Origin of the sequence: Pseudomonas sp. 478, from assembly GCF_003254125.1 — a bacterium.
Taxonomy (GTDB): Bacteria; Pseudomonadota; Gammaproteobacteria; order Pseudomonadales; family Pseudomonadaceae; genus Aquipseudomonas.
Genome location: NZ_QKZG01000001.1, coordinates 128687 through 152147 on the forward strand (window position 1 = coordinate 128687; position 23461 = coordinate 152147).

21 protein-coding genes are annotated in these 23461 nt (G+C 58.8%); 16 read left to right on the top strand and 5 right to left on the bottom strand.

Annotated features, from left to right (window positions below):
* Positions 1–14 precede the first annotated feature (14 nt).
* The 10 genes from atpE to glmS all read left to right on the top strand — a co-directional run bounded on the left by atpE (position 15) and on the right by glmS (position 10015).
* Positions 15–272, top strand: coding sequence for a F0F1 ATP synthase subunit C (gene atpE, locus DFS28_RS00665; protein WP_002555987.1), 258 nt, complete (start codon positions 15–17; stop codon positions 270–272).
* A gap of 56 nt (positions 273–328) precedes the next feature.
* On the top strand, positions 329–799 hold the full coding sequence (locus DFS28_RS00670) for a F0F1 ATP synthase subunit B (protein ID WP_008155711.1): 471 nt from the start codon (positions 329–331) through the stop codon (positions 797–799).
* 12 nt (positions 800–811) lie between these two features.
* A complete protein-coding gene (locus DFS28_RS00675; RefSeq protein ID WP_033059683.1) occupies positions 812–1348 on the top strand; it encodes a F0F1 ATP synthase subunit delta in 537 nt (178 codons plus the stop codon).
* A gap of 21 nt (positions 1349–1369) precedes the next feature.
* Complete coding sequence (atpA, locus tag DFS28_RS00680) at positions 1370–2914, top strand: F0F1 ATP synthase subunit alpha (protein WP_008155713.1); 1545 nt, start codon at positions 1370–1372, stop codon at positions 2912–2914.
* Positions 2915–2964: 50 nt separating this feature from the next.
* A complete protein-coding gene (atpG, locus tag DFS28_RS00685; protein WP_033059680.1) occupies positions 2965–3825 on the top strand; it encodes a F0F1 ATP synthase subunit gamma in 861 nt (286 codons plus the stop codon).
* A gap of 27 nt (positions 3826–3852) precedes the next feature.
* The gene (gene atpD / locus DFS28_RS00690; RefSeq protein WP_033059678.1) at positions 3853–5232 is read left to right on the top strand and encodes a F0F1 ATP synthase subunit beta; all 1380 of its coding nucleotides are present in this window, start codon (positions 3853–3855) and stop codon (positions 5230–5232) included.
* Positions 5233–5277: 45 nt separating this feature from the next.
* Positions 5278–5703 (top strand): F0F1 ATP synthase subunit epsilon, encoded by a 426-nt coding sequence (locus tag DFS28_RS00695; protein WP_008155716.1) that lies wholly within the window; start codon positions 5278–5280, stop codon positions 5701–5703.
* 116 nt (positions 5704–5819) lie between these two features.
* Positions 5820–7187: a bifunctional UDP-N-acetylglucosamine diphosphorylase/glucosamine-1-phosphate N-acetyltransferase GlmU gene (gene glmU, locus DFS28_RS00700; protein WP_111448180.1), complete on the top strand. Its 1368-nt coding sequence runs from the start codon at positions 5820–5822 to the stop codon at positions 7185–7187.
* 217 nt (positions 7188–7404) lie between these two features.
* Positions 7405–8181 (top strand): DeoR family transcriptional regulator, encoded by a 777-nt coding sequence (locus DFS28_RS00705; protein WP_111448181.1) that lies wholly within the window; start codon positions 7405–7407, stop codon positions 8179–8181.
* A 1-nt stretch (position 8182) separates the two neighbouring features.
* Positions 8183–10015 (top strand): glutamine--fructose-6-phosphate transaminase (isomerizing), encoded by a 1833-nt coding sequence (glmS, locus tag DFS28_RS00710; protein WP_111448182.1) that lies wholly within the window; start codon positions 8183–8185, stop codon positions 10013–10015.
* A 538-nt stretch (positions 10016–10553) separates the two neighbouring features.
* Here the strand turns inward: glmS and DFS28_RS00720 are convergent.
* The 5 genes from DFS28_RS00720 to DFS28_RS00740 are packed head-to-tail and all read right to left on the bottom strand — an operon-like array spanning position 10554 to position 14825.
* Entirely contained in the window at positions 10554–11873 is a 1320-nt protein-coding gene (locus tag DFS28_RS00720) for an outer membrane protein transport protein (protein ID WP_111448183.1), read from the bottom strand.
* Between the two features lie 14 nt (positions 11874–11887).
* Positions 11888–12145 carry a hypothetical protein gene (locus tag DFS28_RS00725; RefSeq protein WP_111448184.1) on the bottom strand — a complete coding sequence of 86 codons (258 nt, stop codon included), beginning with the start codon at positions 12143–12145 and terminating at the stop codon, positions 11888–11890.
* Positions 12142–13008: an SDR family NAD(P)-dependent oxidoreductase gene (locus tag DFS28_RS00730; protein WP_111448185.1), complete on the bottom strand. Its 867-nt coding sequence runs from the start codon at positions 13006–13008 to the stop codon at positions 12142–12144. The genes DFS28_RS00725 and DFS28_RS00730 overlap by 4 nt, the downstream gene beginning before the upstream one ends.
* Positions 13009–13036: 28 nt before the next feature.
* The gene (locus DFS28_RS00735; protein WP_111448186.1) at positions 13037–13900 is read right to left on the bottom strand and encodes an SDR family NAD(P)-dependent oxidoreductase; all 864 of its coding nucleotides are present in this window, start codon (positions 13898–13900) and stop codon (positions 13037–13039) included.
* A 4-nt stretch (positions 13901–13904) separates the two neighbouring features.
* On the bottom strand, positions 13905–14825 hold the full coding sequence (locus DFS28_RS00740; RefSeq protein WP_165934040.1) for an alpha/beta hydrolase: 921 nt from the start codon (positions 14823–14825) through the stop codon (positions 13905–13907).
* Between the two features lie 133 nt (positions 14826–14958).
* On the opposite strand from DFS28_RS00740, the gene DFS28_RS00745 reads away from it, so the two are divergent.
* From DFS28_RS00745 to DFS28_RS00770, 6 genes are all read left to right on the top strand, one after another.
* Complete coding sequence (locus DFS28_RS00745; RefSeq protein ID WP_111448188.1) at positions 14959–15975, top strand: AraC family transcriptional regulator; 1017 nt, start codon at positions 14959–14961, stop codon at positions 15973–15975.
* A gap of 382 nt (positions 15976–16357) precedes the next feature.
* Complete coding sequence (locus DFS28_RS00750; RefSeq protein ID WP_111448189.1) at positions 16358–17260, top strand: LysR family transcriptional regulator; 903 nt, start codon at positions 16358–16360, stop codon at positions 17258–17260.
* A 131-nt stretch (positions 17261–17391) separates the two neighbouring features.
* The gene (locus DFS28_RS00755; protein WP_111448190.1) at positions 17392–18018 is read left to right on the top strand and encodes a glutathione S-transferase family protein; all 627 of its coding nucleotides are present in this window, start codon (positions 17392–17394) and stop codon (positions 18016–18018) included.
* 63 nt (positions 18019–18081) lie between these two features.
* Positions 18082–20112, top strand: coding sequence for a pyridoxamine 5'-phosphate oxidase family protein (locus DFS28_RS00760; RefSeq protein ID WP_111448191.1), 2031 nt, complete (start codon positions 18082–18084; stop codon positions 20110–20112).
* 48 nt (positions 20113–20160) lie between these two features.
* Positions 20161–21357 (top strand): DUF3142 domain-containing protein, encoded by a 1197-nt coding sequence (locus tag DFS28_RS00765; RefSeq protein ID WP_111448192.1) that lies wholly within the window; start codon positions 20161–20163, stop codon positions 21355–21357.
* Positions 21344–23458, top strand: coding sequence for a hypothetical protein (locus DFS28_RS00770; RefSeq protein ID WP_111448193.1), 2115 nt, complete (start codon positions 21344–21346; stop codon positions 23456–23458). Before DFS28_RS00765 ends, DFS28_RS00770 begins: the two co-directional genes overlap by 14 nt.
* Positions 23459–23461: the final 3 nt, after the last annotated feature.

A 23461-nucleotide genomic window follows, 5' to 3' on the forward strand; every position in this document is an offset into this window, starting at 1 on the left:
AGTCGGGAGGAAAGATGGAAACTGTAGTTGGTCTAACCGCTATCGCTGTTGCACTGTTGATCGGCCTGGGCGCACTGGGTACCGCAATTGGTTTCGGCCTGTTGGGCGGCAAGTTCCTGGAAGGCGCAGCGCGTCAGCCAGAGATGGTTCCAATGCTGCAAGTCAAAATGTTCATCGTTGCCGGTCTGCTCGACGCCGTAACCATGATCGGTGTTGGTATCGCTCTGTTCTTCACCTTCGCGAACCCATTCGTTGGTCAACTCGCTGGCTAATTACTCGAACCTTCGAGTAATTGGTGTGATGTGCAACGAACGAGCGAGGTGTTGGCGTGAACATTAATGCAACCCTGATTGGCCAGTCCGTTGCGTTCTTCATTTTTGTACTGTTTTGCATGAAGTTCGTGTGGCCTCCGGTCATCGCGGCTTTGCACGAACGTCAGAAGAAGATCGCGGATGGACTGGATGCTGCCAGCCGAGCAGCTCGCGACCTGGAGTTGGCCCAAGAGAAAGCGGGTCATCAACTGCGCGAAGCAAAAGCTCAGGCAGCTGAAATCATTGAGCAAGCCAAGAAACGCGGTAACCAGATCGTCGAAGAGGCTGTTGAAAAAGCCCGTATCGACGCTGACCGTGTGAAGGTTCAGGCTCAGGCCGAGATCGAGCAGGAACTGAACAGTGTCAAAGACGCGCTGCGTGCCCAATTGGGTGCTCTGGCCGTTGGCGGCGCCGAGAAGATCCTGGGTGCCACAATCGATCAAAACGCGCACGCGGAGCTGGTAAACAAACTGGCTGCTGAAATTTAAGCGAGGGCGATCATGGCAGAATTGACCACGTTGGCCCGACCTTACGCTAAGGCAGCCTTCGAGCACGCCCAGGCCCACCAGCAACTGGCCTCTTGGTCAGCCATGCTCGGCCTGGCTGCAGCAGTGTCGCAAGACGACACCATGCAGCGCGTGCTCAAGGCCCCGCGACTGACGAGCGCAAACAAGGCCACCACGTTTATTGACGTGTGTGGCGACAAGTTCGATGCCAAGGCACAGAATTTCATTCACGTCGTTGCCGAAAACGACCGTCTCCCGCTTTTGCCGGAGATCGCCGCTCTGTTTGACCTGTACAAGGCCGAACAAGAGAAATCGGTAGACGTGGACGTAACCAGTGCTTTTGCATTGAACCAAGAACAGCAAGACAAACTCGCCAAGGTTCTCAGTGCACGGCTCGGCCGGGAAGTGCGACTGCACGCTGCGGAGGATGCCACCCTTATTGGTGGTGTCATCATCCGCGCTGGCGACCTGGTAATCGATGGCTCGATTCGCGGCAAACTCGCGAACCTTGCCGAAGCATTGAAATCTTGAGTTTGAAGGGGCAGCAGAGCAATGCAGCAACTCAATCCTTCCGAAATAAGTGAAATTATCAAGGGCCGCATCGACAAGCTCGATGTGACCTCCCAAGCCCGTAACGAAGGCACTGTCGTCAGCGTATCTGACGGTATCGTGCGGATTCACGGTCTGGCCGACGTCATGTACGGCGAGATGATCGAGTTTCCGGGCGGCGTCTTCGGTATGGCTCTCAACCTGGAGCAAGACTCCGTAGGTGCCGTTGTATTGGGCTCCTACCAGTCTCTGGCTGAAGGCATGAGCGCCAAGTGCACTGGCCGCATCCTCGAAGTTCCGGTTGGTAAGGAACTGCTGGGTCGCGTAGTCGACGCACTGGGTAACCCAGTTGACGGCAAAGGTCCGCTGAACAACACCGAGACCGATGCGGTCGAGAAAGTTGCTCCAGGCGTGATCTGGCGTAAGTCGGTAGACCAGCCTGTACAGACTGGCTACAAGGCTGTCGATGCCATGATCCCTGTCGGCCGTGGCCAGCGTGAGCTGATCATCGGTGACCGTCAGATCGGTAAAACCGCTCTGGCGATCGACGCGATCATCAACCAGAAAAACAGCGGCATTTTCTGCGTCTACGTAGCGATCGGTCAGAAACAATCGACCATCGCTAACGTGGTTCGCAAACTGGAAGAAAACGGCGCACTGGCTAACACCATCGTCGTGGCTGCGAGCGCTTCGGAATCTGCAGCACTGCAGTTCCTGGCACCGTACTCCGGTTGCACCATGGGTGAATTCTTCCGCGACCGCGGTGAAGACGCGCTGATCGTTTATGACGATCTGTCCAAGCAAGCAGTGGCTTACCGCCAGATTTCCCTGCTGCTGCGCCGTCCACCAGGCCGTGAAGCTTACCCAGGCGACGTGTTCTATCTCCACTCCCGTCTGCTGGAGCGCGCATCCCGCGTTTCGGAAGAGTACGTAGAGAAGTTCACCAACGGCGCAGTGACCGGCAAAACCGGTTCCCTGACCGCACTGCCGATCATCGAAACCCAGGCTGGCGACGTTTCCGCGTTCGTTCCGACCAACGTGATTTCCATCACCGACGGTCAGATCTTCCTGGAATCGGCCATGTTCAACTCCGGGATCCGTCCTGCTGTGAACGCCGGTGTTTCGGTATCCCGTGTGGGTGGTGCCGCTCAGACCAAGATCATCAAGAAGCTCTCCGGTGGTATCCGTACCGCTCTGGCTCAGTACCGTGAACTGGCGGCATTCGCCCAGTTCGCTTCTGACCTGGACGAAGCGACCCGTAAGCAACTTGAGCATGGTCAGCGCGTTACCGAGCTGATGAAGCAGAAGCAATACGCACCAATGTCGATCGCTGACATGGCGCTGTCGCTGTATGCCGCTGAGCGTGGGTTCCTGACTGACGTTGAAATCGCCAAGATCGGCAGCTTCGAACAAGCGCTGATTGCTTTCTTCAACCGCGATCACGCCGATTTGATGGCGAAGATCAACGTGAAGGGTGACTTCAATGACGAAATCGACGCTGGCATGAAAGCCGGTATCGAGAAGTTCAAGGCCACCCAAACCTGGTAAGCCGCAGCGGGAGCCGCAAGGCTCCCGCTTGCTAACCTGATAGGTGTTACATGGCAGGCGCAAAAGAGATTCGCAGTAAGATTGCGAGCATCAAAAGCACGCAAAAGATTACCAGCGCCATGGAAAAAGTGGCGGTCAGTAAAATGCGCAAGGCACAAATGCGCATGGCTGCTAGCCGTCCTTACGCGGAGCGCATCCGCCAGGTTATTGGTCATTTGGCCAACGCCAACCCGGAATATCGCCACCCCTTCATGATCGAGCGTGAAATCAAGCGCGTCGGTTATGTCGTAGTGAGCAGTGACCGTGGTCTGTGTGGTGGCTTGAACACCAACCTGTTCAAGGCCCTGGTCAAGGACATGGCGGTAAACCGCGAAAACGGCGTCGAGATCGATCTGTGTGTTGTTGGTAGCAAGGGTGCGGCTTTCTTCCGCAACTTCGGCGGTAACGTCGTTGCAGCTATCAGCCACCTGGGTGAAGAGCCGTCGATCAATGATCTGATTGGCAGCGTCAAGGTGATGCTGGATGCCTACCTGGACGGCCGTATTGATCGCCTGTCCGTGGTGTCCAACAAGTTCATCAACACCATGACGCAACAGCCTACTGTGGAGCAGTTGATTCCACTGGAGGCAACCCCGGATCAATCGCTCAAGCACCACTGGGACTATCTCTACGAACCGGATGCCAAAGAGCTGCTTGACGGCTTGATGGTCCGTTACGTCGAGTCGCAGGTCTACCAGGCGGTGGTCGAGAACAACGCGGCTGAACAAGCTGCGCGGATGATCGCGATGAAGAACGCTACCGACAACGCCGGTGATTTGATCAGCGATTTGCAGCTGGTCTACAACAAGGCGCGTCAGGCTGCGATCACCCAAGAGATCTCGGAAATCGTCGGCGGCGCTGCCGCGGTTTAACGGTTCAAATATTCAGAGGATCCAGCTATGAGTAGCGGACGTATCGTTCAAATCATCGGCGCCGTTATCGACGTGGAATTTCCACGCGACAGCGTACCGAGCATCTACAACGCGCTGTTGGTACAAAGCGCGGCCGGGACTACTCTCGAAGTTCAGCAACAGCTGGGCGACGGCGTGGTTCGTACCATTGCGATGGGTTCCACCGAAGGCTTGAAGCGCGGTCTGGAAGTCAAGGATTCTGGCGCAGCCATCTCCGTACCGGTCGGTAAAGCGACCCTGGGCCGGATCATGGACGTACTGGGCAACCCGATCGACGAAGCTGGCCCGATCGACACCGAAGAGCGCTGGGGCATTCACCGTCCTGCGCCAACCTTCGCTGAACAAGCGGGCGGCAACGACCTGCTGGAAACCGGCATCAAGGTTATCGACCTGGTTTGCCCGTTCGCCAAGGGCGGTAAAGTCGGTCTGTTCGGTGGTGCCGGTGTAGGCAAAACCGTAAACATGATGGAACTGATCCGTAACATCGCCATCGAGCACAGCGGTTATTCCGTGTTCGCCGGTGTGGGTGAGCGTACTCGTGAGGGTAACGACTTCTACCACGAGATGAAGGATTCCAACGTTCTGGACAAAGTGGCACTGGTTTACGGTCAGATGAACGAGCCGCCGGGTAACCGTCTGCGCGTAGCACTGACCGGCCTGACCATGGCCGAGAAGTTCCGTGACGAAGGTAACGACGTTCTGCTGTTCGTCGACAACATCTATCGTTACACCCTGGCCGGTACTGAAGTATCCGCACTGCTGGGCCGTATGCCTTCCGCAGTAGGTTACCAGCCGACCCTGGCCGAAGAGATGGGTACTCTGCAAGAGCGTATCACTTCGACCAAAAACGGTTCGATCACCTCGATCCAGGCGGTATACGTACCGGCGGATGACTTGACTGACCCGTCGCCAGCGACCACTTTCGCCCACTTGGACGCTACCGTCGTTCTGTCCCGTGACATCGCTTCCCTGGGTATCTACCCAGCGGTCGATCCACTCGACTCGACTTCGCGCCAGCTGGACCCGAACGTAATCGGCCAGGACCACTACGACACCGCTCGCGGCGTACAGTATGTTCTGCAACGTTACAAAGAACTGAAGGACATCATTGCGATCCTGGGTATGGACGAGCTGTCGGAAGCCGACAAGCAGTTGGTAAACCGTGCTCGTAAGATCCAGCGTTTCTTGTCGCAGCCGTTCTTCGTGGCTGAAGTCTTCACCGGTGCTTCGGGTAAATACGTTTCCCTGAAAGACACCATTGCTGGCTTCAAAGGCATCCTCAACGGTGACTACGACCACCTGCCAGAACAAGCGTTCTACATGGTCGGCGGCATCGAAGAAGCGATCGAGAAAGCCAAGAAACTGTAATCCCGGCGCCCGGCAACGGGCGCTAATTTAGGTTGAGGCAATCAGATGGCTATGACAGTCCATTGCGATATCGTCAGCGCGGAAGGGGAAATCTTCTCCGGCCTGGTCGAGATGGTGGTTGCGCACGGTGCACTGGGTGATCTTGGTATCGCCCTGGGTCACGCGCCGCTGATCACTAATCTCAAGCCGGGTCCGATCCGCCTGATCAAGCAGGGCGGGGAAGAGGAGGTGTATTACATCTCCGGCGGTTTCCTCGAGGTTCAGCCGAACATGGTCAAGGTACTTGCCGACACTGTGCAACGTGCTGCCGACCTGGACGAAGCCTCCGCTCAGGAAGCCGTTAAGGCTGCCGAGAAGGCCTTGCATGACCGTGGTGCAGAATTCGATTACGGTTCTGCTGCCGCACGTCTGGCCGAGGCTGCAGCTCAGCTGCGCACCGTCCAGCAGATCCGCAAGAAGTTCGGCCACTAATAGGCCACCGCTTGTTGTGCGATTGATTAAAAAGGGTAGCCTCGGCTACCCTTTTTTCTTTTTAGATATTCATAACCTGGTCGCAGCCGCTGACCACCCAGGATTGGTAGCCAGTCATGTCTTTAGAAATCGTTATCCTCGCTGCTGGTCAAGGCACTCGCATGCGTTCGGCACTGCCGAAAGTTCTGCATCCGATTGCCGGCAACTCGATGCTCGGTCATGTTATCCACAGCGCCCGGCAACTTGATCCACAGCGCATCCACGTCGTGATCGGCCATGGCGCCGATGCAGTGCGCGAGCGTCTGGCGGCTGATGATCTGAATTTTGTCCTGCAGGACAAACAGCTTGGGACTGGCCACGCCGTTGCTCAAGCGGTGCCTTTCATTGAGTCCGATACCGTCCTGATTCTTTATGGTGACGTGCCATTGATCGAAGTCGAAACCCTGCAGCGTCTGCTCAAGCAAGTAGCGCCGCAGCAACTGGGTTTGTTGACAGTCGAACTGGACGACCCGACCGGCTATGGCCGCATCGTCCGCAACGCCGACGGCAAGGTGACAGCCATCGTCGAGCAAAAAGACGCCAATGAAGCCGAACGAGCGATCACTGAAGGCAACACCGGCATTCTGGCGCTGCCGTTCGCGCAATTGGCTGGGTGGATGAGCCGTCTTTCGAACAACAACGCCCAGGGCGAGTACTACCTGACCGACGTAATCGCCATGGCGGTCAGCGACGGTCTGGTGGTGGCCACCGAGCAACCGCATGACGCCATGGAAGTGCAGGGCGCTAACGACCGCAAGCAGCTTTCCGAGCTTGAGCGTCACTATCAGCTGCGCGCCGGTCGTCGTTTGATGGCTCAAGGCGTGACCCTGCGTGACCCGGCTCGTTTCGATGTGCGCGGTGAAATCACCGTCGGCCGCGACGTGCTGATCGACATTAACGTGATCCTCGAAGGCAAGGTCGTTATCGAGGATGACGTGGTGATCGGCCCGAACTGCGTGATCAAGGACAGCACCTTGCGCAAAGGTGTGGTGATCAAGGCCAACAGCCACATCGAAGGCGCGGTTCTCGGCGAAGGCAGCGATGCCGGCCCGTTCGCTCGATTGCGTCCAGGTACTGTGCTGGAAGCACGCGCCCATGTGGGTAACTTCGTTGAGTTGAAAAACGCTCACCTGGGCGAAGGCGCCAAGGCCGGTCATCTGACTTATCTGGGCGATGCCGAAATCGGCGCGCGTACCAACATCGGCGCGGGCACCATTACCTGCAACTACGATGGCGCCAATAAGTGGAAAACCGTGCTGGGTGAAGATGTGTTCATCGGCTCCAACAACTCGTTGGTTGCGCCTGTGGATATCTCTTCCGGGGCAACCACTGCTGCTGGTTCGACCATTACGCAGAATGTGGATAACTTGCAGTTGGCCGTAGGCCGTGCGCGGCAGAAGAATATCGACGGTTGGAAACGACCGGAGAAGATTAAGAAAAGCTGAGTTATCCACATATTTGTGACCTGCTTAAGTTATTCACAGGCAGCACCATCGAATTCGCGGGCAAACCCGCTCCCACATGGATCTCGCAAAACCTGTGGGAGCGGGCTTGCCCGCGATGCTTTTATCCACAGGCCGTTTTATCGCCCCACGCTTGACGAAGTTTCGCCAATAGGTTTTGATTGCTTCCGTTATCTTTCGAATCGAAACTTACCAAACCATGTCGAAGCGCAATACACCTCAACGCCGTCACAACATCCTCGCTTTGCTCAATGAGCAGGGCGAAGTCAGTGTGGATGAGCTGGCCAAGCGCTTCGAAACGTCGGAAGTTACGATCCGCAAGGATCTCGCTGCACTTGAGAGCAACGGCTTGCTGCTGCGCCGTTATGGCGGAGCGATTACTCTGCCTCAAGAGCTGGTGGCCGACCTTGGTCAGCCGGTGTCCATATACAAACAGGCTATCGCTCGCGCCGCCGTTGCACGGATTCGCGAGCATGCGCGGATCATTATCGACAGCGGCAGCACCACGGCGGCGATGATTCCGGAACTCGGCCAGCAGCCGGGCCTGGTCGTAATGACCAACTCCCTGCATGTCGCCAATGCCTTGAGCGAACTTGAGCATGAGCCGGTACTGTTGATGACCGGCGGCACCTGGGACCCGCATTCCGAGTCCTTTCAGGGGCAAGTGGCCGAGCAGGTCCTGCGCTCTTATGATTTCGACCAGTTGTTCATCGGTGCCGATGGCATCGACCTGGTTCGCGGTACCACCACGTTCAACGAGCTGCTGGGGCTGAGCCGAGTCATGGCTGAAGTCGCCCGGGAAGTGGTTGTCATGGTGGAGGCCGACAAGATCGGCCGCAAGATTCCTAACCTGGAGCTGCCGTGGAGCAGCGTCCATACCCTTATTACCGATGATCGCCTGCCGCTTGAGGCACGGGATCAGATTCAGGCCCGCGGAATCAACTTGATCCTCGCGGCTGTCAATCAGGAGAAATAGCATGTGTGGAATTGTCGGCGCAATCGCAGAACGTAATATCACCGCCATCCTGCTCGAAGGCCTGAAACGCCTGGAATACCGTGGCTATGACAGTGCCGGTGTAGCGGTTTACACCAATGGCCAAAAGCTTGAGCGCCTGCGTCGCCCGGGCAAGGTCAGTGAGTTGGAACTGGCGCTGGCCGAAGAATCGCTGGCCGGCCGCCTGGGTATCGCCCACACCCGCTGGGCCACTCACGGTGCGCCGAGCGAGCGCAACGCTCACCCGCATTTCTCCGGTGATCTGGCGGTGGTGCACAACGGCATCATCGAGAACCACGAAGCCCTGCGCGAGCAACTGAAAGCCTTGGGTTACGTGTTCACCTCGGACACCGACACTGAAGTCATTGCCCACCTGTTGGACCACAAACTTAAGGATCTGCCTGATCTGACCGTGGCCCTGAAGGCTACTGTCAAAGAGCTGCACGGTGCTTACGGTCTGGCGGTGATCAGCGCTCAGCAACCGGATCGTCTGGTTGCGGCCCGCAGTGGCAGCCCGCTGGTTATCGGCCTGGGCATGGGTGAAAACTTCCTGGCTTCCGATCAACTGGCCCTGCGCCAGGTCACTGACCGCTTCATGTACCTGGAAGAAGGCGATATCGCCGAAATTCGCAGCGACAGCGTGCAGATCTGGGACCTGAGTGGCCAAGTGGTCGAACGTGAGTCGGTGCAATACCGTGATGGTGCCGAAGCCGCCGACAAGGGCAAATTCCGCCACTTCATGCTCAAGGAAATTCACGAGCAACCGGCTGTGGTGCAACGTACCCTGGAAGGTCGCATCAGCCAGAATCAAGTGCTGGTGCAAGCGTTCGGTCCACAGGCTGCCGAGCTGTTCGCCAAAGTGCGTAACGTGCAGATCGTCGCGTGCGGTACCAGTTACCACGCCGGCATGGTTGCCCGTTACTGGCTCGAAGAACTGGCCGGCATCCCGTGCCAGGTCGAAGTCGCCAGCGAATTCCGCTACCGCAAGGTAGTGGTGCAGGCCGACACGCTATTCGTGACCATCTCCCAGTCCGGTGAAACCGCCGACACCCTGGCCGCCCTGCGTAACGCCAAAGAGTTGGGCTACCTCGCGAGCCTGGCGATTTGCAATGTCGGCATCAGCTCGTTGGTGCGTGAATCCGACCTGACTTTGCTGACCCAGGCTGGTCGCGAAATCGGCGTAGCCTCAACCAAAGCCTTTACTACTCAATTGGTCGGTCTGTTGTTGCTGACCTTGTCCCTGGGCCAGGTTCAAGGTACGTTGGCCAAAGACGTCGAAGCCACATTGGTTGAAGAGCTGCGTCGCCTGCCAACCCGCCTCGGCGAAGCCCTGGCCATGGACAGCACCGTCGAAAAAGTCGCCGAGCTGTTCGCCGAGAAAAACCACACCTTGTTCCTCGGCCGTGGTGCGCAGTTCCCGGTGGCAATGGAAGGGGCGCTCAAGCTCAAGGAAATCTCCTACATCCACGCTGAAGCCTATCCGGCCGGCGAGCTGAAACACGGCCCGTTGGCGCTTGTGGATAACGACATGCCAGTGGTCACCGTGGCACCGAACAACGAGCTGCTGGAGAAGTTGAAATCCAACCTCCAGGAAGTCCGCGCCCGTGGCGGCGAGCTGATCGTCTTTGCAGACGAACAAGCTGGCATGACCAATGGCGAAGGCACTCATGTTGTGCAAATGCCGCACATCCACGACATCCTGTCGCCGATCCTCTACACCATTCCGCTGCAGTTGCTCTCGTATTACGTTGCCGTGTTGAAGGGCACCGACGTTGATCAGCCGCGTAACCTGGCGAAGTCGGTGACGGTGGAATAAGTTATCCACAGGTGATGGAAACATTTGGTTTCAGACAATACATTTTGACAACAGACAAAATATTCTGAAACCAGAGAATAGATTTTGACACAATGCCTAAGGCCCCTGATTTCAGGGGCTTTTTCTTTTTTACGTCCTCCACCATATGTCTGATTTTGGATTGTGATCTCGCTAAAGGATTAGTCTGGTACTGGTGCTCAGACTTATTCACAGCGCTGATATTTCCTAGGACTTTTTGTGCACATTCCATTTTGAGGATATGTGGAGGCCGCAGAAGGCATGGGAGGTTGGCTTGCGTGGTCGTAGCTTTAAGACACAATCCGATATTGATCGCCAGGACGTCCCTTCGCACGGCCGCTCCCGCAAAGTGCTGGGCGTAAAAACTGATCGTCTCCATCACCTGTTGTCTGACCTTGAATATGGGTATTTGCTCGTATCCGAGTTTTCTCCGGATGTCGTAGACAAGGCTGCTACAACAAAGAGTGCGTCACGGCTGAAATTGCTTAACTGACCTTCATCGGGCTTATGAGGGTGAGGATTAGTACCGATAGGTTGCCTGCACTGAAAATATATTCGCACTGTTTTCGTAATTAGCACTGTATTCAGGTTGAAGGCCGGAGTTGTTCGGTTGGTTTACCGAGGCTCTGGATTCCCAGAGATAACCATAAGCAAAGTCTATCGTCAGATCGGGACTCGGCAAATAAGCGCCACCCAGGGTCACGACTTGGCGGTTACCAACCGGTACGCGCACGCTACGATCAGCATTGCTGATTGGCGACGGATCGTAGGCGTAGCCTGCACGCAGCAGCCATTGTTGGTTCAATTGAAAGGATGCGCCAACTGCGGTGGCCCAAGTGTCGCGCCAGTTCATTTCTTCGGTCACGGTTCCCAGGCCAGCCGCCTGGCCCACGGGGGAAAGACCGCTGTTGACTACCTCGACCTTCTGGATCCGGCTCCAACGTTTCCAGGTGGTCCCCAGGTATCCCGTCCAGCGACTATTGAAATGATGGGTGATAGAGGTGTCCACGGATTCGGGCATCGTGATGTCTATCTTGTTGTCATACTTTCCGTCCAGCGGGATAACGCTCGGGGAGCCGGAAACCTCGGTATGCCCTTTGAGGTAATAGCTCACCTTCGAGTGATAGTTAATCCCCCAACTCGTTGCATCACTCAAGTCAACCAAGAGGCCGACGTTGTAGCCAATTGCCGTGTCATCGCCTTTGATGGTGATCCGTGTGTCCTGGCCGTTGTTCAGGGCGCCGGTGGCCAGGTAATTCTGAAGTTTTGCATCGAAATGGTTTATGGTCGGTCCGCCACCAATGGACACGTAATCATTGATCCGATAGGCAATGGTGGGCTGCAGGGTTACCTCCTTGGTCGAGCTATAGGAACCCTGGTAGCGGCCCTGAAAAGTGCTCTCATAATCATTGATCAAACCACTCGGAGCATAGAGACCCAGACCAATCGAAAAACGATCATCAAGCGGCGTCGACATATAGGCGAAGGGCACGACCGCCAAAGGTACCGAGTCCCCCTTATTCGTTCCTGCGACACTGCTCTGCGCATCACTAATGTCGTCGCTCCCCGAGATGATCGCGGCCCCGCCGGAAATCTCGGTACGTTTCAACTTGGTCAAGCCAGCAGGATTTCCGTAGATGGTGCTGGCGTCCAGTGCGGAAGACGACCTTCCCGCATAAGCAGTTCCCGCACTGCTGGCACTTTGTTCGTTAAGAGCAATGCCATTGGCGCCTGCAATTGTAGAGGCACTGAGCAGTGCCATGACACTGGTGTACTTAATCCACGCAGCACACTTTCGCTGAGCGGAGAGACACGGGATCGCACGGCTATTGAGTTTCATTTTCCACCTCTCGTTTATTGTTTTTGTTGATTGCACGCAGGCAAGGCTTCGCCTTCCTGTGCACTTTTGAGTGCCGGTTGGAGTTGATCGAAGTTGTGCAAAAGACCCTGACGGAACACCGCCAGGGCACGACTGCTGGACTTACAAATGCGAGTCAGGGACTCATTAAGCCATTCGACTTTGAAGCTATAGCGCCCCAAGAGCGGCGCCAGGATTTCCTGGTTAGTTCCGGCCCGGATGCGGGCGACATGCCCACGGCCAGAAGCGGTCATTCGTTCCGGCTGCGACCCTGACCTAATGAAGCCTTGTCTTCATCGCTGAGCCTTACCGCTTCGGCGACTTTTCCAGCGTCGAAACCGATCCACTCGATAAGCCGGCGCAGCAAGCCTGGCGCTTTCGCCACCAGCACCTGGCTGCGTGGCACCGTCACCAAGTCATGCCGCTGCTCGATGCAGTCCACCAGGGCGGCCACCACCTGCTCCAACGCGACGAACTGCCAGACCCCTTGATGGTTATTCCAGACCAGGGTGGAGGACGGCCCATCAACGATCGCCTCCATCATCGGCGTTTGGAAGAAGGTCGGGTGGAACGAGCCGACACTCACGCCGTGCTGACGAAGCTCCAGGCGCAAGCTGTCACACAGGGCCCAGACTCCGGCCTTGCTGGCGGTGTAGGCCGTGTTCAACGGCGAATGAACGAAAGCCGCCATAGACGAGATGGCCAGTAGATAGCCCTGGCGTGCCTTCACATGGGGCAGTGAAGCGCGGAAGGTGCGCGCCACACCGTTGAGGTTGATATCGATGACCCGGTCAAACGTGGCGGGATCGATATACTCCAGGGCTACCACCGAGCTGACACCAGCGCCGGCGACCACCACATCAATTCCGCCGAAATGCTGCGCGGCCTCTTTCAGCGCTGTTTCCAGACTCTCAATTGAGCGCACGTTGGCCACCCAACCGACAGCGACATTAGGCCCGCCCAGGGTGACAGCCATGGCATTCAGGCTATCCAGATCGAGATCCAGCAAGACCAGCTTCGCGCCTTTGTCGCGCAGGGCCTGCGCGGCGGCCCTGCCGAGACCACCCGTGGCACCAGTGATGGCGATGACGCGGTCGTTCAACGAGTAGCTTTTCATGAGTGAACCTTAAGCAAGTAGTGGGGCATCAACTTGGGCTCTGGGTGCGAACGGTTTCTTCTTCCAATTGGTGGAGCAACCGTTGCAGGCGGGCATCGCGTGTCAGATGCCAGTCCGTGAAAACATTGAACAGGCCGCGCAACAGTGAGATGGGCGCCCAGCGAGCCGGTACAACGATGCGCGGCTGGCGCTTTTGTAGACCGCGCACCACGCCACGTGCCACCTGTTCCGGTGCAATCGCCCGATGCAGGAAGGCCGGCAAGAGGGTCTCGTTCATCTGGGTGGCGATGGCGTTGCCACCGAAGACGACCTTGGCGATGGCGGTCGCCGTCCAGCCGGGATAGAGCACGCTGGCGCTGGCCCCGGTCGCACTTAACTCGGCGCGCAGCGAGCGGGCCAGCGACTCCACCGCCGCCTTGCTCGCGGCATAGGGCGCGTTGGCCATGCCGTTCAAGTAGGCATAGGTCGACGACGTGACCAGCACTTGGCCCCGATTGCGCACGACCTCCGGCAGTGCGGCGCGCATCGCGTGCCACACACCGAACAGATCCACTTCAATGATGCGGCGGAACTCCGCTTCGTCGCAGGTGCGTAGGGTCGCCGGTACGCCTCGCCAGGAGATGCCGGCATTGGCGAAGGCCACATCGAGACGGCCGAAACGCTCGACTGCTTGGCGTATCACTGCCTTTGCCGCCTCGGCGTCGGTGACGTCGAACGCCAGCGGCAACACGCGTTGGCTGTTGAACTCCTGGGCCAGCTTGTCCACCGCCTCCTGCGAGGTATCGGTCAGCACTAGGCTGGCGCCCTGCACATACAATTCGCGTGCACTGGCGGCGCCGATGCCGCCAGCCGCGCCGGTGATCAGAACCACTTTGCCTTGAAGGTCGTACATATTCTTATCTCTTCGTTGGGGGGCTTGGCACGTTGCGCTTGAGGAAGTCGAGTTGATCACCCACCACCTGCTCGAAGGCTTCGCCCACATAAATATCGAAATGCCCATGGGCATAGCGATGGATCTCATGACGTGGCGCTCGCCGGGCGTGACGCAGCGTCTGCTTCGCCGGTGCCACGCTGTCGGGATCGCACACGCAAAACAGCACGGGGGCCTGGATACGAGGTGTACTGCGCCCGGGGTAGTAGCGAATGATGTCCAGGGCAAAGCGCGCGGCGGCCTCTTTGCGGATACGCGCACCTGACGGGATCAGCCCGTTATAGCCACTCCAGGCATCCGGCGAAGTCATAAATGCCGTATCGCCAGGTTGACCGGCGAGCGGAACCAGGATGGGTTTGACGCCGAACCACGAGCCGATACGGTCGGCCAGGGCCAGCAAGGTGAGGCGAAGTGACACCAGGGGTTCGGTGGCAAGACTGGAGCTCAGGCCGTCGGTGAAGGGACATTGGGAAATGACAGCGGCCACCCTGGCATCGTCGGCGGCGGTGGCCAGCACATGCCCGCCACCGAACGAGGTGCCCCAGATAACGACACGCTGCGGGTCCACATCCGCGAGGCGGCGGGCGTGATCTATCGCGGCTTTCCAGTCTTCGAGCTGGCGGTTGATATCCAGCAGTTGGCGAGGCTCGCCCTCGCTGTCGCCGAAGTGGCGATAGTCGAATACCAGGCAAGCGTAGCCGGCGGCGGCGAAGCGGGCGGCAAAGGCCGGCAAGCGCATCTTGCGCGTCCCGCCAAGCCCATGCGCCATCACCACCACCGGGAAAGGTCCTGCACCCAGTGGGCGGTAAAAGTCGGCAACGCAACGCGAGCCGTTGGAGAAGAACTGGATTGTCGCTGGTGCCAGAAGATCGGTGATCGTGTTCATGAACGGCATCTGCTGGAATGGCTGGAGTGCCGTCATTCTCGGCCGCTGCCGTTAGGAAGGCTTGACGGTATCCGACGACTTGCTTGACACTTTGCGTCAAACAACAAAAGGCCAACCCACCCAAAGAGGCCCGATGAGCCAGCCTTTGTATAGGCGCGTGGTGCCCGAGACCTACGTGCAACTGCTCTATGAATACCTGGAGGCGCTCGGTCATGAGCCCGAGTCGGTGCTTGGCCAGCCCTGGCCCACACCCGCCCAAGAGGGTGTCGGCGGCGTTGACGTGGAATGCTGGGATCGCCTGCTGGTGACGGCGGCGCAGGCACTGGACGACCCGCTGCTGGGCCTACACGTCGGTCAAACCATCAGCGCCCGGCATATCGGTGTGCTCGGCTCGGTGCTGCTGGCCTGCGGTAATCTCGGTACGGCTCTTCAACGCCTGGAGCGCTACATTCGCCTGGTGTACGACGTCATTCCCATGACTCGCCGCGACGGCGACGGCTGGTTCGAACTGGTCTGGGATGTCAGCCAGTACCAGCCCGGACCCTTGGTGAACGAAACCGGTATGGTTGCCATAGTGCAGTTCTGCCGTGCCCTAGTGCGCGGCACGGTCAACCCGTTGCGAATCGATTTCAATCATCCCAGCCCCCTCGACACCAGCCCGTACGAAGCCTTCTTCGGCTGCCCGGTACGCTTCGGTCAGGCCGAGGCGGTCCTGCGTTTCTCCGCGCAACTGCTCGAACTGCCCTTTAAGAGCCCCGACCCGGCGCTGGTCTCCCTGTTGGAACAACATGCGGATCGCCTGCTGGCCCAGTTGCCACAGCAGGATGAATTCGTGGAACAGCTGCGCAAGACCATTACCCATGCCTTGCGCGAAGGTGAGCCGAGCATAGAGCGGATAAGCCCCCAACTGGGCACCTCGTCACGCACGCTACAGCGCCGTCTACAAGAGGCCGGCACCAGCTTTCGCTATGAGCTGAACTTGGTCCGCCACGAACTAGCGTTGTCGTACCTGCGCGATCCACGCCTGCAAATCGTGGATATCGCCATGCTGCTGGGCTATTCGGAGCACAGCGCCTTCACTCGCGCCTTCAAGGAGTGGAGTGGAAGGTCGCCCCATGAGGCGAGGCAACTCAACTCGGAGAGTTACTGAGCGGGGAGTCCATGGAGTTAGGGAAGGCTTCGGGAGCAGGCCCAGTCTCTGTTCGGCCTCGGGACATCAGGCCCTTTTTGAGTGGTCCATTGAGTGGCCGCAGCCCGAGCCTAACGGCTTCCGGTTAGGGGTCGTTAGGCTTGTGTGTTTTGGGGGAAGGAATTTCTCACCTTGTTGTCAAAATATATTGTTGAAAATCTGGGTTGCTTTAGAGGCTTGAGCTGTTAAGTGTCAGAATGTTTACCCAGTGGCTTATTCGGAAATGCAGTTTAGCACCAGCTTTTGTTAGGCCGCTGGTGTCAAATTATTTTGTTCGGCACCAACACATTAAAAATCGCAGCCTACGGTTGCGATTTTTTTTATCTGAATTGAGGACACGCCCATGGACCGATTCCAGGAAATGCAGGTCTTCGCTGCCGTCGCCCAAGACCAAGGCTTCTCGGCGGCGGCGCGGCGTTTGGGCCTGTCGGCCGCCAGCGTGACTCGCGCGGTGGCGGCGCTGGAGAAACGCATCGGCACCTCGCTGCTGACGCGCACCACCCGCAGCGTGCATTTGAGCGAGGCGGGTCAGCGTTACCTGGAAGACTGTCGGAGGATTCTCGCCGAGGTGCAGGAAGCCGAGGACTCGGCGGCGGGCAGCCACACCCAGCCGCGTGGGCAATTGACGATTACTGCGCCGGTGTTGTTTGGTGAGCTGTTTGTCACACCCGTGATGGTGAATTATCTGACGCAGTTTCCTGAAGTCAGCATCAATGGATTGCTGGTCGATCGAGTGGTCAACATGGTTGAGGAGGGCGTCGATGTCGCCGTGCGGATCGGTGAGTTGCCCGACAGTAATCAGCACGCGATTCGCGTGGGTGAGGTTCGGCGGGTGATTTGTGGCTCGCCGGGATTCCTGAAGGCCCATGGTCGACCTCGACATCCTCAGGATCTGGCTCAGGCGCCGGTTGTTGCGACGTCCTCTATCGGTCAGTCGAGAACCTGGCCGTTCCTCGAAGGGGGAGAGCCGCTGAGTGTTCGACCAGCGCCGCGCCTGGTGGTGACGGCCAATCAGGCGGCTATTACGGCGGCGTGCCTTGGCTTGGGGCTGACCCGGGTTCTGTCTTATCAGATCGCGAGTAAAGTCGCTTCCGGTGAGCTTGAAATCGTTCTGGCTGACTTCGAACTGCCGCCATTGCCTATCCATGTGGTTTATCAGGGCGGGCGCAAGGCCCCTGCGCGGATTCGCAGTTTTGTGGATTTTGCGGTGAGCGCGCTGCGTGAGCATCCGTCCTTGCAGGCCTGATGGTTTATTTCACTGGGTGAAATAATGGATTGCGTAGGCTGGTTATTCTGTTGTTTTGGTTGCGGGTGGAAGATAGCCCCCCATCGGTGCTGAACACTGTTCAACAGCGCCACCACCCAGCGGAGTCGACCATGCAAGCGATCAAACTCTACAACTTCCCACGTTCCGGCCACGCTCACCGCGTAGAGCTGATGCTGTCCCTGCTGCATTTGCCCACCGAGCTGATATTTGTCGACCTGGCCAAGGGCGCGCACAAACAGCCGGATTTCCTCGCGCTCAATGCATTTGGCCAGGTTCCGGTCATCGATGATCAAGGCGTGGTGCTGGCCGATTCCAACGCGATTCTGGTTTATCTGGCGCAAAAATATGGCAACGGCCGTTGGCTGCCAAGCGATCCGGTCGGAGCGGCCAAGGTTCAGCGCTGGTTGTCGATTGCCGCTGGGCCGATTGCCTTTGGCCCGGCCAGAGCGAGGCTGATCACGGTGTTTGGTGCGGCTTACAACGCTGAAGAAGTGATCGCTTATTCCCACACCGTGCTCAAAGTGATCGATCAGGAACTGGCCGCAACGCCGTATCTGACTGGCGCCGAGCCAACCATTGCCGACGTTTCGGCCTACAGCTACATCGCCCATGCGCCAGAAGGCAACGTGTCTCTGGAGGATTACGCCAACATCCGCGCCTGGCTGGCACGAATCGAAGCCTTGCCAGGGTTTGTCGGCATGCCGCGCACCGTGGCCGGTCTGCAAAAAACTGCCTGATGCTTACGGCCCGGCACTGTCGGGTCATTCACACTGCGCCGATGGCGCAGGGGAGAAGTCGTTGTGGACCGTTCACCCTGGCACGCCGGCGAGAAACAATTGCAGGCTCATGTGGGCATTGCCGAGCGAATGGAGGTGCTCGGTCGTAAGGTGATTCGCCGCGAGATGCCGGATCAGCACCGCACGTTCTATGAGCAACTGCCGTTCATGCTGTACGGCGCAGTGGATGCCGACGGTAATCCATGGGCCAGTATTCTTGAAGGGTCGCCGGGTTTCGCTCACTCGCCAACGCCGGGTGCGCTGCAATTTAGCAGCCTGCCGGGGGTTGATGATCCTGCGCAATTGACGGAGGGCGCGGCGATCGGCCTGCTGGGGATCGAACTGCACACCCGGCGTCGCAACCGCATCAACGGCCGAGTCGGCGCGATGACGGCGAGCGGCTTCGATGTGGCGGTTGAGCAGTCCTACGGCAATTGCCCGCAATACATCCAATTGCGGCAGTTTCGCTCGGTGCCGTTGGCGGATCCGTCGACTCGCATCGCGCAACACCTCAACGGGCTGGATGAAGCGGCCAAAACCCTGATCGCGGGCGCCGATACGTTCTTTGTCGCCAGTTACGTGGACGTTGATGGCCAACGCTCGGTGGACGTTTCTCACCGTGGTGGCCAGGCCGGTTTCGTACAGGTAGAAGGCAATCGCCTGACCATTCCGGATTTCGCTGGCAACCTGTTTTTCAACACCTTGGGCAACCTGCTGCTCAATCCCCGGGCCGGTTTGCTGTTTATCGACTTCAATTCGGGAGAGCTGCTGCACCTCAGTGGCCGCACCGACGTCATTCTTGAAGGCCCACAAGTCGAGGCGTTTCAAGGCGCCGAGCGCTTGTGGACATTCGAGGTCGAACGCGTGGTGCGCAGGCCCGCTGCGCTTGCTCTGCGCTGGCGCTTCGACGGTGTGTCACCCACCAGTTTGCTCACCGGTACCTGGGAGCAAGCCAACGCCCGTCTGCAAGCCCAGGCCTTGGGCGATACCTGGCGGCCGCTGCGGGTGGCGCGCATCAAAGAGGAAAGCCACAACATCCGCTCGATTTATCTGGAGCCTGCCGATGGCGCGGGGTTGCCAGTGTTTCAGGCCGGGCAACATTTGCCGCTGCGCTTCAACATTGCCGGCGAGGTGCATATCCGCACTTACAGTCTGTCGAGCGCGCCGTCCGATGATTTTTTCCGCATCAGTGTGAAGCGTGAAGGCTTGGTGTCTTCGCATCTGCATGAACAGGTGCGCGTCGGTGATCTGTTGGAGGCCCGTGCGCCTCAAGGGCATTTCACTGTGGCGCCCAATGAGCGTCGGCCGCTGGTGTTATTGGCTGCCGGTGTCGGCATCACGCCGCTGCTGTCGATGCTGCGCGAGGTGGTTTACCAAGGCCTGCGCACCCGGCACATCCGACCCACCTGGTTTTTCCAGAGTTCGCGCACGTTGGCCGATCAAGTGTTTCGTCCTGAGCTGGATCGCTTGCTCGATGGCGCAGGTGATGCGGTCAGGGTGCTGCGTCTGGTGAGCCAGCCGGAAGCAGGGACCTTGGAGGGTGAGGATTTCGACCTGACTGGGCGGATCGATACCGCGCTGCTCAAGACCCTCCTTGAAGTGGAGGACTACGATCAGCTGGATTTTGTCCTCTGCGGTCCGGGCAGTTTTACCCAAGGGCTGTACGACGGCCTGCGGGAACTGGACATCCGTGATGTAAGGATTCACGCCGAAACCTTCGGCCCCTCGACCTTGCGCCGGGTGCCGGACCCCGACGCGGTGGTCATCGAGCAACCGCCCGCTGCTACCACCTCGGTGCCGGTGGTGTTTCAGCGCTCGGCTAAGGAGGCCCGCTGGCAACCGGACGGCGGCAGTTTGCTGGAGTTGGCGGAAAGCCGTGGATTGCGCCCGGAATTCAGCTGCCGTGGTGGTTCCTGCGGGACCTGCAAGACCCGGCTGATCAGCGGCCAGGTGAATTATCCACAGCCGCCGGCCGAAGTGCCGGATGACGGACACGTGCTGATTTGCTGTGCGATTCCGGCGCAGGGGTCGCAGCCTTTGGTCCTTGACCTGTAGCATCTGCCGAGCCTGCTACAAAGGATCTGATTCGGCTCAAGGGGCTTTATGTATTTTTTCGCTCGTCTGTCGGCGTTGCTTGCCGCGGTAGTGCTGCTCAACAGTTGCGAACGACAGGACGCGCCACCGCTCGATCAGCAACTCTACGTCTGGCAACGGCAATGGACACCGGCCCACAATGCGGCGCTGAGGGACAGCCGCGCTGACTTTTCCACCCTGCGGGTGCTGGCCTTGCAGGCATTCCCCGAGGCGGGTTGGAGCCGGGCGCGGATTGACCCGGCGCTGCTTAAACGTGACGGTCGGCCGCTGATCGCGGTGATTCGACTTGATGGCCAGCTCAAGTCGCTGGATCGGGATGCAGTCACCACGCAAATTCAACAGGTGCTCGGCGATTGGCAAGGGCAGGGATTGAATCTCTCCGGCGTGGAAATCGACCACGATGCCGGTAATGCTCGGCTACCGGCCTACCGTGAATTTCTTACGCATCTGCGCGCAATATTGCCGGCCTCTATTCCGCTGAGCATCACCGCATTGCCGGCCTGGCTCGACAGTCCCGAATTGCCGGCATTGTTATCCACAGTCGACAGCAGCGTATTGCAGGTGCACGCGGTGAGTAATCCGCGTCGTGGCTTGTTCGACCCGGATCAGGCTCGACAATGGACCAAGGCCTGGAGCCGCATCACCTCCAAACCTTTCTATCTGGCGCTGCCGGCCTACGGTGTGGCGTTGTTGCCGGGCGCCGCCGGTGCGCCGGTGGTGGAAAGCGAAGTGCCGATCGAACGGGGCGGCAAGCGCCGGGAATTGCTCGCTGATCCGCAGCAACTGAGCCGGCTTGGGACCGAATTGCGCAACGATCCACCCACTCATCTGGCGGGCCTGATCTGGTTTCGTTTGCCGCTGGCCAGCGACCGCCGGGCCTGGAGCCTGATGACCCTGGGGGCCGTGGCGCGTGGCGATGCCCTCGACAGTCGACTGGCGTTGAAACTCTCGGGGCAGAACGGCCTCTATGACATCAGCCTCAGCAATCAGGGCAACCTCGACAGCGCCTGGCCCGAACGCCTGACACTCGCGGTGCAGGGCTGTGACGGTGCCGATGCGCTGGCCGGTTATGCATTGCAACAGCGTCCGGATCTGCTTACCTTCACCCGCCTGCGCGAGGGTCGAATACCGGCCGGCGGGCAGCGCGCCATGGGTTGGGCTCGTTGCGCACATATTGATCAAGGAGGTTCGAATGTTGACCCGTAACTGGCCCCGCCATCTGCTTTGCCTGAGCCTCAGTCTGCCGCTGGGTTCGGCGCTGGCCTGCGGACCGGATTTCCCGATGCGTCTGCTGGACAACCGCGGCCAGTCGCTGGCGGAGCTGCCGGAAGGCAACTTCAGATTTGAAATCAGTCGTCTCGGGCATGCGGTCGCCGGGCTGAAGAACGTCACCGAAACTGTCTATAACATGGAGGCGCCCGACTATGCAGAACAGCGGGATAAGGCTGAGCAATCTGGTTTGACGGCTGAGCAGCAAACGCTGGTGAAACAGTTACGCAGCCTGACCGATACGCATGAGGTCGAGAGTCAGGGCGCGAGCCTGCCGGCTGAGCTCACGCTTTATCTGGCCGGCGCTGTGGCATTCAATGCCGGTGATCATGGGCTGGCAGCCGAGTACTTCCAAAAGGTGCTGGCATTGCCGGCGGATCAACGGGCGTTGCGCAGCACCTGGGCGGCTTATTCGTCAGGTCGGGCGCTGTTTGCGATGAGCGCGGAAGCGGACGCCGGTCCCGATCTGTTGGCTCAGTCTCGAAAGGCTTTCGAGCAAACTCGTCAACTGACCATCGACGGCTTCAGTGACCCTCTGGAACTGGGTGTCGCCAGCCTCGGCGAAGAGGCCCGCGTCGCCCGCACGGCCGGCGACTGGAACCGCGCCATCGAACTCTACGCCATGCAAAACCTTCAAGGTTCGGCGGTGGGTTACACCTCGCTGAAACTGTTGGTCGCTGATCTGGCGGCGCTGCCGGAGGATCAACTGGCGGTGTTGCTCAAGGGCAAACCGGTACAGCAACTGGTGACGGCCTCGTTGATCAGCCGACTGGGCTGGTCATTCGGTGATCAACCGCCGAACGAATTGAAACTGATCAAACTGCTGCAAAACAGCACCCGCGGTAGCCTCGATAACGCGGATCGCCTGGCGGCGGTGAATTATCAACAGGGTGATTACGACAGCGCCAAGGCGTTCCTCGAACACGCCGGTGATGGCGGACTGGCGTGGTGGCTGCGGGCCAAACTGGCCGTGCGCGATGGCGATAAAAACGCGGCTGCCGCGGCGTATGCCAAGGCTGCCCAGGCCTTCCCGCAGAATGAGTCGTGGGGTGAGCGGCGCACGCCAGACTGGGACTTCGAAACGCTTCAGCCCAAGTGCCGGGTTGAAGGGGAACGCGCGATCCTGGCGTTGCAACGCGGGGATTACCTGCAAGCGTTCGATCAGCTTTATCGCAGTAAAGAGATCTACTGGTTCGACGCCGCCACGGTCGCCGAGCGGGTGTTGACCGTCGATGAGCTCAAGCAATACGTCGACACTCAAGTGCCGGCACCGCCACCTTTGACTCAGCAGGATCGCGATAACTACGTGCAGTTACCGGTGGCGGCGAAGCTGCGCAATTTGCTCGGGCGGCGCTTACTTCGCGAAGAGCGGTACGACGAGGCTCCTGCGTACTTCGACAACGTCGAGTTGCAACACAAGGCCACGTGGTACGGGCAGTTGCGCCACGACGCCGAATCCAAATGGTGGCCGACCAAACGGGCATTCGCTTACTACCATGCCGCGACACTCGCGCGTTTCGACGGAATGGAGTTGTTGGGCTACGAGCTGTCCCCGGATTACGCGACCTTTGGTGGTAATTACAGCCTCGAAAGCGCTGAACTCAAGGTCGGACCGCTGATAGCCGAGGGTGAAGTGCAGCGCCAGCAAGCCACGGTGGCGCAGCCTGATGAGCGCTTCCACTACCGTTTTGTCGCCACGGCGTTGGCGAGCAAGGCCGCTGATCATCTGCCCCACAGCAGTCAGGCGTTTGCTGCGGTGCTGTGCGAGGCTTCGTCGTGGGGCACCAGCCTGCAAGAGCAAAGCGCGTTCTACCGTCGTTATGTCGAGGAAGGGCCGTATGTGGTTTGGGCTGGCGATTTTGGTCATCAATGCCAGCAGCCGGACTTTCAAAATGTCGACAAACGCTATGTGACCCAGGTTACCGATGCCGTGCGCGCGCAGCTGCGGCCTTACAAAACGCCGTTGCAGTTTGGCGGTGTGATAGCGGTCACGGCAGCGGCGCTGTTGCTGATCAATCGCCGCCGCAGGACTAGGTAAGGC